The 13,364-nt window shown below is 71.2% G+C and carries 12 protein-coding genes; 3 read left to right on the forward strand and 9 right to left on the reverse strand.

The window, feature by feature from the left end; all coding sequences use genetic code 11:
- Positions 1–98: 98 nt before the first annotated feature.
- Complete coding sequence (locus tag SPR02S_RS21405; protein WP_019059044.1) at positions 99–1,079, reverse strand: zinc-dependent alcohol dehydrogenase; 981 nt, start codon at positions 1,077–1,079, stop codon at positions 99–101.
- A gap of 105 nt (positions 1,080–1,184) precedes the next feature.
- On the opposite strand from SPR02S_RS21405, the gene SPR02S_RS21410 reads away from it, so the two are divergent.
- On the forward strand, positions 1,185–1,955 hold the full coding sequence (locus SPR02S_RS21410) for a CDP-alcohol phosphatidyltransferase family protein (protein ID WP_019059045.1): 771 nt from the start codon (positions 1,185–1,187) through the stop codon (positions 1,953–1,955).
- 92 nt (positions 1,956–2,047) lie between these two features.
- Here the strand turns inward: SPR02S_RS21410 and SPR02S_RS21415 are convergent, their stop codons facing one another.
- The 6 genes from SPR02S_RS21415 to SPR02S_RS21440 form a co-directional block, all read right to left on the reverse strand.
- On the reverse strand, positions 2,048–2,782 hold the full coding sequence (locus SPR02S_RS21415) for a YcnI family copper-binding membrane protein (protein ID WP_019059046.1): 735 nt from the start codon (positions 2,780–2,782) through the stop codon (positions 2,048–2,050).
- A 39-nt stretch (positions 2,783–2,821) separates the two neighbouring features.
- A complete protein-coding gene (locus SPR02S_RS21420) occupies positions 2,822–3,427 on the reverse strand; it encodes a hypothetical protein (RefSeq protein WP_019059047.1) in 606 nt (201 codons plus the stop codon).
- A 362-nt stretch (positions 3,428–3,789) separates the two neighbouring features.
- Complete coding sequence (locus tag SPR02S_RS21425) at positions 3,790–5,013, reverse strand: MDR family MFS transporter (RefSeq protein WP_019059048.1); 1,224 nt, start codon at positions 5,011–5,013, stop codon at positions 3,790–3,792.
- Positions 5,010–6,746 carry an ABC transporter permease subunit gene (locus SPR02S_RS21430; protein WP_019059049.1) on the reverse strand — a complete coding sequence of 579 codons (1,737 nt, stop codon included), beginning with the start codon at positions 6,744–6,746 and terminating at the stop codon, positions 5,010–5,012. The genes SPR02S_RS21425 and SPR02S_RS21430 overlap by 4 nt, the downstream gene beginning before the upstream one ends.
- A 3-nt stretch (positions 6,747–6,749) precedes the next feature.
- Positions 6,750–8,261, reverse strand: coding sequence for an ABC transporter substrate-binding protein (locus SPR02S_RS21435; protein WP_019059050.1), 1,512 nt, complete (start codon positions 8,259–8,261; stop codon positions 6,750–6,752).
- 56 nt (positions 8,262–8,317) lie between these two features.
- Positions 8,318–8,875 (reverse strand): GNAT family N-acetyltransferase, encoded by a 558-nt coding sequence (locus SPR02S_RS21440; RefSeq protein ID WP_019059051.1) that lies wholly within the window; start codon positions 8,873–8,875, stop codon positions 8,318–8,320.
- Between the two features lie 156 nt (positions 8,876–9,031).
- Between SPR02S_RS21440 and SPR02S_RS21445 the strand changes: the two genes are divergently transcribed.
- Positions 9,032–9,991 (forward strand): ATP-binding protein, encoded by a 960-nt coding sequence (locus tag SPR02S_RS21445; protein WP_019059052.1) that lies wholly within the window; start codon positions 9,032–9,034, stop codon positions 9,989–9,991.
- 69 nt (positions 9,992–10,060) lie between these two features.
- On the forward strand, positions 10,061–10,453 hold the full coding sequence (locus SPR02S_RS21450) for an SCO5389 family protein (RefSeq protein ID WP_019059053.1): 393 nt from the start codon (positions 10,061–10,063) through the stop codon (positions 10,451–10,453).
- A gap of 18 nt (positions 10,454–10,471) precedes the next feature.
- Here the strand turns inward: SPR02S_RS21450 and SPR02S_RS21455 are convergent, their stop codons facing one another.
- The gene (locus SPR02S_RS21455; RefSeq protein WP_019059054.1) at positions 10,472–11,311 is read right to left on the reverse strand and encodes an alpha/beta fold hydrolase; all 840 of its coding nucleotides are present in this window, start codon (positions 11,309–11,311) and stop codon (positions 10,472–10,474) included.
- 96 nt (positions 11,312–11,407) lie between these two features.
- Positions 11,408–13,273 (reverse strand): discoidin domain-containing protein, encoded by a 1,866-nt coding sequence (locus SPR02S_RS21460; protein WP_019059055.1) that lies wholly within the window; start codon positions 13,271–13,273, stop codon positions 11,408–11,410.
- Between the last annotated feature and the right edge of the window lie 91 nt (positions 13,274–13,364).

Consider the following 13,364-nt stretch of genomic DNA (forward strand, 5'->3'; position numbering starts at 1 on the left):
GGATGCCGTGTAGTACGGCTGCACGCCTCCCCCTGTTCAGCCCGCTCTCACTCTTTTCTCAGGTCAGACGCTCTTGCTCGTACGGAATTGAACGATTCTCAGCCGATGTCGGTGTAACGGACCCGATGGCACAGCGCCGGGATCTCCCCCGAGGCGAGCCTGGGCAGCAGGTCCGGCAGTTCCTCGAAGTCGCTCTCCCCGGTGACCAGCGCGTCCAGCGCGGGGTCCGCGAGCAGGTCGAGGGCGAGGGCGAGCCGGTCGGCATAGCTGCGGTTGGCGCGCGCCGGCGAGACCGTACCGACCTGGCTGCTACGGATGACCAGGCGGCGCGAATGAAACGCCTCGCCGAGCGGGAGGCTCACTTTCCGGTCGCCGTACCAGCTCAGTTCGAGGACCGTTCCCTCGGCGGTGAGGAGTTCCAGCGCGCGGGTGAGTCCCTGTTCGGTGGCGCTGGCGTGGACGACGAGGTCGCAGTCGCCGAGCGCGTCCGAAGGCAGCGCGAAGCCGACACCGAGCGCCTCGGCGATCTTCGCGCGCGTGGGATCGGCGTCCACCAACTGCACCCGCACGCCCGGGAAACGGCCCAGCAGCGCGGCCACCGAGCAGCCGACCATGCCTCCCCCGACCACCGCGATCCGGTCGCCGACCAGCGGCGCCGCGTCCCACAGGGCGTTGACGGCGGTCTCCACGGTCCCGGCGAGAACGGCCCGCCCGGCGGGCACGGAATCCGGCACCGGTGTCACGGCGCTCGCGGGGACGACGTAGCGCGTCTGATGCGGATAGAGGCAGAAGACGGTACTGCCGAGCAGCGCGGCCGGGCCCTCCTCGACGACCCCCACATTGAGGTAGCCGTACTTGACCGGACCTGGGAAGTCGCCCTCCTGGAAGGGGGCCCGCATGGTCGCGTGCTGGTTCTCGGGGACGCCCCCGCGGAAGACCAGGGTCTCGGTGCCGCGGCTCACGCCCGACCACAGGGAGCGGACCAGCACCTCGTCCTCGGCGGGGTCGGGCAGGACGACGTCGCGTATCTCGCCGTGACCCGGTGGACCGATCCAAAACGCCCTCGCGGTGCGCTTCATCGGATTCCTCCTGAACGATCGGGAAGCTGTTCACGTACGGGTAACCACAGGCCGCGCACAGTACGCGGCGTTGATCGACTCTGTCATACGGCCGGAGGGTGTGCGGTGGCCCTGAACAACACATACGAAGCAAGGCTGGTCCAGCAGGAGACCGCTGTGGGAGCGGGCGTTCAGATCCTGTTGCTGGCGTTGCTCGGCACGGCGATCGGAATGGGGCCGGCCGGCTGGCTGACCGGCCTGGCATTCGCGATCGCCACCTGGGCCGTGCTCTCCAAGGCCTTGCACCGGTCCAGGACCCGTTCCTTCGGGCCGGCCAACCGGGTCACCCTCGGCCGGGCCATCCTGGTCGGCGGGGTGACCGCGCTGGTCGCGGACTCCTTCGAGAGCTCCCCGCCGGTCACACTGCTGGTCGGACTGACCGCGGTGGCCCTGATCCTGGACGGCGTCGACGGCAAGGTCGCCCGGCGCACGAACACCTCCACCGCGCTCGGGGCGCGCTTCGACATGGAGGTCGACGCGTTCCTCATCCTGGTGCTCAGCGTGTACGTCGCGACACAGATGGGCCCGTGGGTCCTGCTGATCGGCGGCATGCGCTACGCGTTCGTCGCCGCAGCGCGCGTCTGGCTGTGGCTGAACGCCCCGCTGCCGCCGAGCACCGCCCGTAAGACGGTCGCCGCCACCCAGGGCATCCTGCTGCTCCTCGCGGGCGCGAACCTGCTGCCCCACGCGGCCAACATCGGCGTGGTGGCGCTCGCGCTCGGCACCCTGGTCTGGTCGTTCGGCCGCGACATCCTGTGGCTGTGGCGCACCTCGCGCACCTCCCCCATCGAGGAGGTTCCGGCGGAGGAGAAGCTGCTGGAACTGGTCTCGCAGTAGGGACGGTTGCGCGGAAGGGCCCGGATCACTGGTGATCCGGGCCCTTCCGCGCACCCCTTGGGTGCTACGACTTGGGTGCTACCCCCTGGGTGCTACGACCGCGGGGTCCGGCTGCGCACGATCGCGAAGGCGCCCGCCGCGAGGCCGAGCACGCCCACGATCAGCCCGGCGACACCGAGCCCGCGGGCGGTCGAGTCGCTGCTGGACGAGGAGGCGGTGGTGCCGGCCTTCGTGGAGGTGACCGCTGTGCTCGCGGCCGGGGTCTCGTCGCCGTCCTCGCTCTCCTTGGCGGTGAGCTTGAGGACGGGCGCCGGGTTCTCCGGCTCGTCGTCCCCGGCCGTGGTCTGCTCGATCCAGCGGACGACATCGCCGTCCGAGTAGGTCTGCAGCGTCTTGAACGCCAACTGGTCGGTGTCGCCGGGCAGTTGACCGAAGGCGACGTTGAAGTCCTCGTACTGTCCGGCCCCGATCTTCCCGCCGGTCCAGGTGATCTCGGAGACGGCGTCGGTGATGGTGCCGTCGTCGGTCTTCACCGGCGTCTTGAGCTTGCTGGTGGTGACCTTCGCGGTCCAGCCGTTCTGCGGGGTGACCAGGACGCCGAGGACGGGGTGGTCGGTGGGCAGATAGACCTGGACCTTGGTGGTGCTCGCCTTGTCCTCCTCATTGGGGACACGGAAGGTGAGGACACCGTCCGTCGCACCCTTGGCGTAACTCTCCGGGTGGACGGTGACGTGCGCGGAGGCGACCCCCGCGGCGGCCAGGACTCCGGCGGTGGCGAGCGCGGCGACGGTGCCTGCGCGGCGCAGGGTGGTGCGGTATGCGGACATGGTGAGGTGATCTCCGTACGGGAAAAGGAAGTTGAGTGGTCAGACCGGGTACGGGATCAGGTCCGGTGGCCCTCTGCGGCTGACCGCGTGCCGCAGGAGGAGTTGGCGCAGGGGGGCCGCGTCGGCGGCGGCGCGTCCGGGGCGACGGGCGATGCGGAAGGTCTGGGGTGCGGGGGCGTCCCGCCACCAGGCGGCCAGCCCCGGCACGAAGGCGACGGCCCAGCGCAGCAGCGACCACAGCGCGGCCTCGCCGCGCCGCAGCCACCAGGCCGCTACGAGCGCGGCGACGACGTGGGCGGCGAGGGCGTGCGGGGTCATCGCCTGCGTCTGCCGCATGGGGGACATGGTGTGACCCGACATGTGCGCCATGCCGGCCATCGCCATGCCGGTCCGTGGCCGCGCGACATCGAACCCGAGGTGGAGCCCGGCCTGGGTGGCGAGCATGGCGGCACCGATGCCGGGCATGGACCGTTCCCGCCCGCCGAGCAACCACCCCATGACGAACACAAGGAGGAATCCGGCGCCGTCCGCCCACAACGGAGGCGTGGCACCGGTGGCGAGCCCGTGCCCGGCGGCAGCCAGCAGCACACACACCGCGGCGAACACCGCGGCGCGCAGGCTACGTACCGCCGGTGATGCGCTCATGGTGACGGATCCTCCCACGCGCCACCGCCGCCGAAGCCGTCGATGGCGGTATAGGGGGCAGCTCATATCTGGTTCATGGCTTGGTACGGCGGGGGCGGGTGGGGCGTTCAGTTCGGGTGGGCGGACTCGTGCGGGCATGCGTCGATTTACCGGGATACGGGGAGCCGGGGAGCCAGGGAGCCAGGGGCGCAGGAAGCGGAGGACCGGTCCAATCGCGGGGACACGGACGCCCCTTGGCGGCTCATCCCCCGCAAGACCGGCAACTCCGGTCGCCGGTCGCCGGCCGCCGGCCGCCGGCCGCCGGCCTGGGGATTCATGCGCGGTCGCCCGGACATGCGTGGATACGGCGGCTCGAGCGCGGCTCACTTTCGGCGCGGCAACAACCCGATCGCCACGACCGGTACGACGGCCAGCACCAGCCACGGCACGGCCACGGGCAGCCCCGTCTCGAGGAGGGTGCCGGTGGCCGCGCTGCCGAGGAGGACGATCAGGCCGGAGACGGAGGAAAGGGCCCCGATGTAGAGGCCGAGACGGCCGGGCTCGGCGAGGTCGGGGACCCAGGCGCGGGCGACCGGGGCGATGAGCATCTGGCCAAGGGTGAGCAGGACGACGAGGGCGGTCGCGGGCAACAGCCCGGTGGTGCCGGTGAGTTGGGCGGGGCGTGCCACCGCCACGGCCGTGAACCCTACGGCGATCAGCAGCAGCCCCGCCGCCATGGACCGGCGCGGGTCGAGCCGCTCCCCCGCCCAACGGGTCACGGGCAACTGCGCGCTCACCACGAACAGCGACGACAGCGCGAACAACCAGGCCAGCGGTGCTTGCGAGCCCGCCGCGCGCTCCACCTCCTCGGGGAGGGCCAGATAGAGCTGGTTGTAGGCGAGGAGATAGGCGCCGTAGGCACAACACAGCGCCAGGAAAGGCCTGTTGTGCACGAGGGTGCGCATGCCGCCCTTCTGGGTGATCTGCGCCCTCCCGGCGATGTTCCGCCCGGAGATGTGCTGCGGCAGCAACCACGCGTGCCCGCCGAGAACGAGTACGAAGACCCCGGCCCCGACGAGACACGTCACCCGGAAGTCCACCGCGAGCAGCAACGCACCGAGCAACGGCCCCACAAACGCCCCGACTTGACCCGCGACGCTGAACAACGCGAGCACACGGGTGCGGGATCCCCCGCCCGTCTCCTCCCACTCGACCGCCTGCCGCGCCACCTCCGACTCCACGGCCGGCGAGAACAGCGCGGCGGCGAACCCGATGAGCAGCACGGCTCCGACGACACTCCAGGTCTCCCCCGCATACCCGAGACAACCGAACCCGGCGATCCGCAGCACGCACCCCGCGAGCACCACGGGCCGTACGCCGTACCGATCCGCGAGGGCTCCGCCGACCACGAAAAACCCCTGCTGACTGAAGGTCCGCAGCCCCAGCACAAGCCCAACGAGCCAGCCCGCCATGCCGATCGCCTCCGCCAGGTGCTCGGCGAGGAACGGCAGTACGGCGAAGAAGCCGATGTTGAAGGCGAGTTGGGTGAGGATCAGCAGCCGGAGCAGTGGTGAGAGCGGGGTACGCACGAGGGCCACTGAGGTCACCGAGCGGCCAACTCCCTTCGTTCGTTGGTCCCTTGCATGCTTCCGGCAGCCGTGACCGCCAGTGCGCCGAGCAGGGCGAGAACGGCGGCGGGGGCCAGGACCGCCCAGGGGGCGCGTTCGGCGTAGGGCTGGTTCTCGGCGAGGAGCAGGCCCCACTCCGGGGAGGGCGGTTGCGCGCCGAGGCCGAGGAAGCCGAGCGAGGCGAGGGCGAGGGCGACCCCGGGCAGACGGAGCAGGGCGTGCCGGGTGACGGGTGGCAGGACGGCGGGCAGGAGTGCGTGGCGCAGGAGGTGCCAACGGCCCGCGCCCAGACCCCTGGTGGCGGTCACGTGCAGGGTGGCGCGTTCCTGGTGGAGCAGGGCGGAGGTGTGCGCCGCGAGGGGGGTCCAGGCGAGGGCGGCCACGGCAAGAGCGGGCGTGGCGCTTCCGTTGCCGGCCACGGCGGTGACCAACAGCGCGGCGAGGACCGGCGGCAGGGCGTTCACCGTGTCGACCAGCGGCCCGGACAGCCGGGGCAACAGTCCGAGCAGTACGCCGGTGCCGAGCGCGACGGCACTGATCGCGAGGGCGAGCAGCAGGGTGTCGACGGCGCCGTGGGCGACCCGCGCGAGGAGATCCCGGCCGAGCGCGTCGGTGCCGAACGGGTGGGCCCAGGTGGGGTGTTGGAGACGCAGTGCGGTGTCGAGGGCGAGGGGATCGCGGGGCAGGCCGAGCGCGACGACGGAGAGGAGGAGCGCGCCGTAGACAAGGGGCGGGGTTCGTCGAGCAGTTGAGGTGCTGGGCCGGTGGAGGGAGGGGAGGGCGTCGGCGCGCAGTGCGGGGCCGACGAGGAGACGGGCCGCGAGGTGGAAGAGTCCGGCGGCGACGGCGGCGAGCAGAAGAAGGGCGAGGGTGCCGGCCTGGAGGACGGGCAAGTCCTGGGCGAGGGCGGCCTGGAGGGTGGTGCGCCCGAGCCCGGGGATGTCGAAGATCTGCTCGACGGCGACGGCCCCGCCGGTCAACCCGACCACGAACAGCCCCATGTTGGGCAGCAGTCCGGGCAGACACCGCCGCACGGCCTGCCGCGCGATCCGCCGCCCGGGCAGCCCCCGCGCCGCAGCGGCCCGCACCCACGGCTCGGCGAACGCCCCCGGCAGCAGATCATCGAGCAACCGCCCGAGCACGGCCCCGGCGGGCAACCCGAGCGCGAGCGCGGGCAACACCATCCACCGCGGCCCGTACCACCCGAGCGCGGGCAACCACCCGAACTGCACCCCGACGACGGTGGCGAGCACGGAGGCGGTGAGGAACTCGGGCAGCGCGGCGAGCACGGCGGAGCCGGTGCCGCCGGGACGCCCAGCCGTACGCCCGCCCCGTCGCAACGTGCGCGCGCACACCAACCCGGCGGTGGCGACGGCCACTACGGCTGCCGCGCCCATCAACAGCAGGGACGCGCCCAGGGCTTGGAGCACTCCGGGCATGACCTCGGCGCCGGAGATCCACGAGTGCCCGGCGTCGCCGCGCGGGAGGCCGCCGAGCCAGTGGCCCAGGAGTCGCAACGGGCCGTCGTCGAGGCCGAGTTGGGCGCGGACGGCGGCGAGTACCTCGGGGTCGGGGTCGCGTTCGGCCGAGCGTGCCTTGAGGACGGTGAGGGCCGGGTCGGTGCGGGTGAGCCAGGGCAGCAGGCCCACCGCGCACACGAGGGCGGCCGCGAGGAAGGCACGCCACAGGAGCGCGGTCGTACGGTGCGGCATGGTTCAGCGCCGGGTTCCGGGGCCGACGAGCGTGCGCTCGTACGGGTCGAGGAGGACGCCCTTGACCGAAGTTCCGACGCCGGTGACGACCCGTTGGTGTACGAGAGGCACGACGGCGTCCGTGCCCAGGATCTCGGCCTCGGCCGCCATCGCCGCGCTCTGGCGTGCGGAGGTGTCGGCGGCGCCCTCGGCCTTCGCCACGGCCCGGTCGACGTCCTTGTCGCAGAGCAGGGCGAGGTTGTAGCCGCCGTCGCAGGTGTAGTCGCTGGCCAGTACGGCCACCGGATCGCCCGTGTCCACCAGGGTGTTGCGGGCGACGACGAACGCGTCGAACTTCCCGGCCAGCGCGTCGCTCTCGATCCGTGAGTACTCGCGGACCTCCAACTCGACCTTGAATCCGGCCTGTTCCAGCTGCTGCTTCAACACCTGTGCTGCTTCGGGGAGTTCGGGGCGGTTGTCGTAAGTGGCGAGGGTGATCGCCGTCCCGGTGGGCTTAACGGCCCTCGCGCGCCCGGCCGGTTGCTCGCGCTTGCTCGCGGCCCAGGTGACGGCGGGGCCGTAGATGCCCGCTCCGGCGTCGGCGTGGTCTTCGTAGACGCCCTTGGCGAGTGCGGAGGTGTCGACGGCCTCGCGGGCGGCGGCCCGGAGCTTCGGGTCCTTGAACGGGCCTGTCCTGGTGTTCAGTTGGAGGCTCGTGGTGCGGGTGGTGGCGGTCTCGCGGCGGGTGGCCGGGGCGAAGGTGGCGGCCTGGGCGACGGGTATCGCCTCGGCGAGGTCGACCTGACCGGTGCGCAGGGCGTTGGTGCGGGCGGTGCCGTCGGCGATGAACCGTGCGTCGATTCCGGCGGCCTGGGCGAGGCCGCCCCAGTAGTCGTCGAAGCGGTCGAGCGTGGCCGCCGTGGAGCCGGTGACCTTCGTCAGTTCGAAGGGGCCGGTGGCGGTGCCGACCGGGTCGACGCGCCCCTTCTCCTCGTACGCCTTCGGCGAGAGGACGGCGAGGGCGGGACCGGCCAGCCGCAACGGCAGTACCGGATCAGGGGAGTTGGTGTGGATGCGGATACGGTCACCGCCCGCGGACTCGGCGGTGAGAGTGACACCGGACAGCGCGGCCGGGGCGGGCTTCGCCCCGGTGGCGTGGGTGAGGGCGGCGGCCACGCGGGCCGGGGTGACCTCGGTGCCGTCCTGGAACGTGGCCTCGCGCAGGGTGAACAGCCAACTCCGGTCCCCCTCCCGCTGCCAGGACCGCGCGAGCGCGGGGGCGGCGGAGCCGTTGGCGTCCAGCGAGGTCAGGCCCTCGGTGACACCGAGACGGCTGAGGATGGTGGCGTCGGCGCCGTACGGGGAGAGGCTCTCGGCGGGCGGGAACGCGAGGGCCACCCGCAGCCGCGAACCGGACTCACCGGTGGCCTCTCCGCTCTCGCCACCGGCGGAGGCGAAACAGCCGGTGAGCAGCGGGGCGAGGGCAAGAGCGAGAAGCAGTCGGGGCCGTTGGATCGGTCCAATACGCGTATGCATACGGGCACCGGTACGGCTACTTGTACGGGCACTTGTACGTCGGAATCGCATCGCGGCTATCGCTCCATGCCCAGTTCGAAGTGCACGATTCCGCCGTGCCCGCCGTGCCCGCCGTGCTCGCCGTCCGGATCGTCGCGCTCGTCGTGCACGACCTTGCCGAGCGACCGCCAGAACGCCTCGGCGCCGGGCACGGCGGGATCGGTGTGCAGATATACGGCGCGGTAACCGCCGTCGGCCGCGGCGAACGCGAGGAGGTCGGCGACGAGATGCCGGGCGAGGCCGCGCCGACGGTGCGTGGGGCGGACGTAGACGCGGCGCAGTTGCGCGGTCTCGCCGGAGGGGTAGCGCTCGGCGAGGTCGCGCGGGTTCGGCGGGTGGACCGGTCCACGGGAGTCGAGGGCGCCGGTCGCCACGACCGTGCCGTCGGCGGGGTCGAGCGCCACGAGGAGGGTGTGGCGGGCCGGGGCGAGGTAGGCGGCGGCCGGGTCGATGATGTCGCCGTGCCAGCGGGGCACGTACCCGGTATGGAAGTCGCGGTAGACGGTGTCGAGCATCACGGCACGCGCACCGTCGATATCGTCCGGGCCTGCCGCCCTGATGCAGTAGTCAAGCACTTGCACATCATATGCATTAAGACTCCTAGGCCTTGATCACCCTTGGACCGTTCCTGGATCGCCTTTGATCCACTCGATTTGACAGCCTCGCGGCCACCCCCTAAAACCTAGCCACATGACATTCATTTTCAAAACCGCGATTGTGGCGACCCGGTAGTGCGCGTCGCGTTCGTCGGCAAGGGCGGCAGCGGAAAGACCACGCTCTCGGCCCTCTTCGCCCGCCATCTGGCCCGCTCCGGCGCCCCCGTGCTCGCCATCGACGGCGACATCAACCAGCACCTGGCCGAGGCGCTGTCCCCCGACACGTCTCCCGGCACCGAACCGGTCACCGCCCCACCCCTGGCCGCCCACCTGACCGAGCTGAAGGACTTCCTGCGCGGCACCAACCCGCGCATCGCCTCCCCCGAGGCCATGATCAAGACCACGCCACCGGGACGCGGTTCACGTCTCCTGCGTCTGCTCGGCGACGACGAGGTGCACGCCCGTCATGTGGTCCGTGCGGGTGACGTTCCACTGATGGCGACGGGCGAGTTCGAGGAGAGCGACCTCGGGGTGGCCTGCTACCACTCCAAACTCGGCGCGGTGGAGCTGTACTTGAACCACCTGGTCGACACCCCCGGCGAATACGTCGTGGTCGACATGACGGCGGGCGCCGACGCCTTCGCCTCCGGCCTGTTCACCCGCTTCGACCTGACGTTCCTGGTGGCCGAACCCACCCGCAAGGGCGTCTCCGTCTATCGCCAGTACCGCGACCACGCACGGGAGTTCGGCATCCGCCTGGCCGTGATCGGCAACAAGGTCACCGGCGAGGACGACCTGCTCTTCCTCAAGGAGGAGGTGGGGGACGACCTCCTGACCCACCTGGTCCACTCCCCCGCCGTCCGCGCCGCCGAACAGGGCAGGGCGCAGGGCGAGTTGGAGTCACACAACGTCCACGCCCTGAACGTCCTCCGCGAGGCCGTCGACGCCCACCCCAGGGACTGGCCGACCCTGCACCGCCACGCCGTCGAGTTCCACCTCCGCAACGCCCACGCCTGGGCGGACAAGGCAACGGGCCTGGATCTCGCGACCCAGGTGGACCCGGATTACGTACCGGGCCCGACACCACAGCCCTGACCACCACCTGCTCGCTCGTTCACTCGCTCACTCAGTGTTCGCCAACTACCAGACAGGACACCCCTTTTCATGTCTCTCGACGTCTCCCCGAAGCTCCTCGCCGAAGCCGAGCACGGTGACATCCGCGAGGCGGACTTCGTGGACACGGTCCGCACGTCCCTGCCGTACGCCTACGACCTGATCGCCGACCTCGCCACCGAACTCCGCGACGGCACAGCCGACTTCACCGACAACCAGACCCCGCCCCCGTCCGAGCAGGAACGCGGCCAGTTGCTGCGGGCGCTGGCCAGCGACGCGATCCGGGGCAGCCTGGAGCGCCACTTCGGAGTGGCCCTGGCCTTCCAGAACTGCCATCGGGTGGCGGCGTTCCGGCCGACGGCACTGGACGGGGAGACGTACGCTCGGTTCACGTCGGTGCGGTCCCAAGTGCTGAACCAGTCACCGGAGTTCAGGGACTGCTGAGGCCCAGGGAGCAGTCGGTCAGGCCGTGAACGCCGACACGGCCGCGACGAACCGTTCCGCGTCGTCCAGCCACGGCATGTGCCCCGCGCCCGGCTGAACCGCGAACTCCGCGTTCGGGAACAGTCCCGCGTACTCCGCCATCGCGCGCGGCGGAGCGGAGATGTCGAACTCCCCGGCCAGGACGAGCACCGGGGACCGGAAGTCGGCCAGGGCAGCGCGGGTGGCGGCCTGGTCGAAGGCGCCTTCGGCGGCGTAGGCGGTCGCGGCCTCCGCGTTCTTCTCCTTGGCGTCGGCCTCGTCGAAGGCGCGTGCCGTCTCGTCCCAACGGGCGTGGGCGAAGGGCGCGATGGCCGGCCAGGAGCCGGGGGTCGCTCGGCCGGCGGTGATCTCCTCCAGGGCGGCGAACGCGGGTCCGAACCACGGTTCGGACCCGCGCAGTCGCGCGACCTCCAGGCGGTCCTCGGCGGAGATCGGGATGCCGACCGCGTAGACGCTGGGGGTGACCAGGGTCAGTCGGGCCACGCGCTCCGGGTGGCGGGCCGTGTACAGCGCGGCCAGGTTCGCGCCCGCCGAATGGGCGAGCAGATCCATCCGGTCGAGGCCCAACTCCTCGCGCAGCGCCTCGACATCGTCCACCAGGCGGTCGCAGCGGTACGACGCCGGGTCCCTCGGGACCTCCGACTCGCCCGTGCCCCGTAGATCCAGCCGGATCAGACGGCGATGGGCGGTCAGGCCGCCGAGGGTGCCCAGGTATGCCGAGTCGCGCATCGGGCCGCCGGGGAGGCAGATAAGGGGCGGGCCGTCGCCCGATGCGTGATACGCGAGGCGGGTTCCGTCGGGTGCGGCGAAGGTCGGCATGGGCGTGAGCGTGTCAGGGGTCCTCGTGTGCGGCAACCGGATTGTCGGGCGGTGGAACGGACCGGTCCGGCGCCGCGCTCCGGACCGGTCCAGCTGTCACTTCTTCTGTTCGACCCGCACCCAGTCCACCTCCGCCTGCACTCCCCCGGCCGCGACCTTGTCGACGCTCGACTGCGGCAGGCCCCAGTACGGCGTGGTGACCTGGTTCCAACCGGCCGGGTACGCGCCGCCCAGGGCGAGGTTGAGGATGACGTACTGGTTGTGGTCGTAGACCCACTGGCCGCGGGTCGATTCGAGTTTGTTGCGGGTGGTCTCCTGGACGAGGTTGTCGTCGACGTAGAAGCGCATCCCGGTCGGGGTCCACTCGACGGCGTACGTGTGCCACTGGTCGGCCGTGCCGCCGTTCGGGTAGGTCTGGCGGGCGCCGATGTTGCCGTCGGCGGAGTAGCCGGGGCCGTGCAGGGCCGTGCTCGTCCAGGTCGGGTAGCCGATGTTCTCCATGATGTCGGTCTCGCCGGAGGCGGGCCAGGACACCGACGGGTCGTCGACGTTGCTGCCGAGCAGCCAGAAGGCGGGCCAGAATCCGTCGCCGACCGGAAGCTTCATGCGGGCGCTGACCTTGCCGTACGTGAAGTCGAACTTGGTGTTGGTGTCGATGCGGCCGGACGTGAAGTCGTAAGTACCGCCGCCCGCTTGGGTGCAGCCCTTGCAGTACTTCGCCGCGAGGATCAACTCACCGTTCTGCGTGCGGACGTTGTCCGTCGAGTCGACGTACGCCTGGGACTCGCCGTTGACCGAGCCCATCTCCGTGCCGGTCCGGACGACCCGCCACTTGGATCGGTCCAAGGCCGCCGAGGTGAAGTCGTCGAAGAACGCCGTCTGGTACGTGCCCGACTGGTCGGCGGGGAGTGCGGGGTAGGCCGCCGCCGCGCTGCCGCCGGTGCCCCAGACCTGGAACTCGTAGAGCGAGTAGCCGAATTGGGCCGTGTAGGGGGCCGGGTTGTAGAAGGAGCGGCGTTCCTTGCCGAGCATGCGGACGTAGCGACCGGTGACCGGCTGGGGCAGGGTGACCGTGTCGTGGCGGCCGGTCGCGTCGGCGGGGGCCTGGATGTTCGCGCGGCGGGCGGCGATGTCGGCGGCCGAGGGTTCGTAGACCGTGCGCCAGGTGGTGTTGTCGTCCGAGACCTGGAGCAAGTAGTCGACGGCGTACGCCGATTCCCAGTAGAAGTCGACCGTGTCGATCGTCGAGGTCGCGCCCAGGTCCACCGAGACCCAGCGGTCGGCGTTCCAGTCGCTGGACCAACGGCTCGCGTCGTCCTTGAGGTTGGCGGGCCAGCCGCCGTCGGTGACGTACGCCGGTGAATTGCCGTTGTGCTGATAGTAGTTGGAGTACGCGGGGTGGTTCAGGGCGAGGTTGGTGCGGGTCGTGGACGCGGCGGCCGGCTCACCGCCGTAGACCTTGAAAGAGTAGAGCGAGTAGCCGTAGGGCGTGGCACGTTCCAAGCCGCGCATCCGGACGTAACGGCCCGTCACCTCCTGGGGGTACGTGCTGGTGGTGACCGAGCCTCCGGTGCCCGCCGTCTCCGTGTAGAACGGCGTCCAGTCCGTGCCGTTCTTGGAGACCTCCAGGACGTATCTCTTGCCGTAGGCGGTCTCCCAGTCGAGGGTGACGCGGTCGATGCGGATCGTCGTGCCGAGGTCGAGGCGGATCCAGGCGTCGTCGGCGAAGTTGCTGGACCAGCGGGTCGCACCGTCGCCGTCGAAGGCGAGGCCCGGGGCGGTGCCGGCGTTCTCGCTGCCGGAGGCGGTGACGGCGGCCGGGTTGGCGGCGTAGGCGGCGGCCGCGCGGTCGGTGTCCCAGGTCGCGGCGGCCGCGGCCTGCGGGGCGGGGGCCGCGAGGGCCGGGGTGGCGGAGAGCAGGGCCAGTGCGGTGAGCGCGGTGAGCAGGGTGCGTGCGGGCATGCGGGTCTCCTTGAGGGGCGGATCTCCTTCTGGGGGTGCTCGTGCTGACGTACAGCTGACTGTCGTGCGCATGACAGATATGAGGGTGGTG

The organism is Streptomyces prunicolor NBRC 13075, assembly GCF_000367365.1.
Lineage (GTDB): Bacteria > Actinomycetota > Actinomycetes > Streptomycetales > Streptomycetaceae > Streptomyces > Streptomyces prunicolor.

What these genes read in the sequence shown, in the direction of transcription:
- SPR02S_RS21405 (WP_019059044.1), bottom strand. Translation starts at nt 1,079, where the DNA reads ATGAAGCGCACCGCGAGGGCGTTTTGGATCGGTCCACCGGGTCACGGC.
- SPR02S_RS21435 (WP_019059050.1), bottom strand. Translation starts at nt 8,261, where the DNA reads ATGCATACGCGTATTGGACCGATCCAACGGCCCCGACTGCTTCTCGCT.
- SPR02S_RS21455 (WP_019059054.1), bottom strand. Translation starts at nt 11,311, where the DNA reads ATGCCGACCTTCGCCGCACCCGACGGAACCCGCCTCGCGTATCACGCA.
- SPR02S_RS21430 (WP_019059049.1), bottom strand. Translation starts at nt 6,746, where the DNA reads ATGCCGCACCGTACGACCGCGCTCCTGTGGCGTGCCTTCCTCGCGGCC.
- SPR02S_RS21420 (WP_019059047.1), bottom strand. Translation starts at nt 3,427, where the DNA reads ATGAGCGCATCACCGGCGGTACGTAGCCTGCGCGCCGCGGTGTTCGCC.
- SPR02S_RS21415 (WP_019059046.1), bottom strand. Translation starts at nt 2,782, where the DNA reads ATGTCCGCATACCGCACCACCCTGCGCCGCGCAGGCACCGTCGCCGCG.
- SPR02S_RS21450 (WP_019059053.1), top strand. Translation starts at nt 10,061, where the DNA reads ATGTCTCTCGACGTCTCCCCGAAGCTCCTCGCCGAAGCCGAGCACGGT.
- SPR02S_RS21460 (WP_019059055.1), bottom strand. Translation starts at nt 13,273, where the DNA reads ATGCCCGCACGCACCCTGCTCACCGCGCTCACCGCACTGGCCCTGCTC.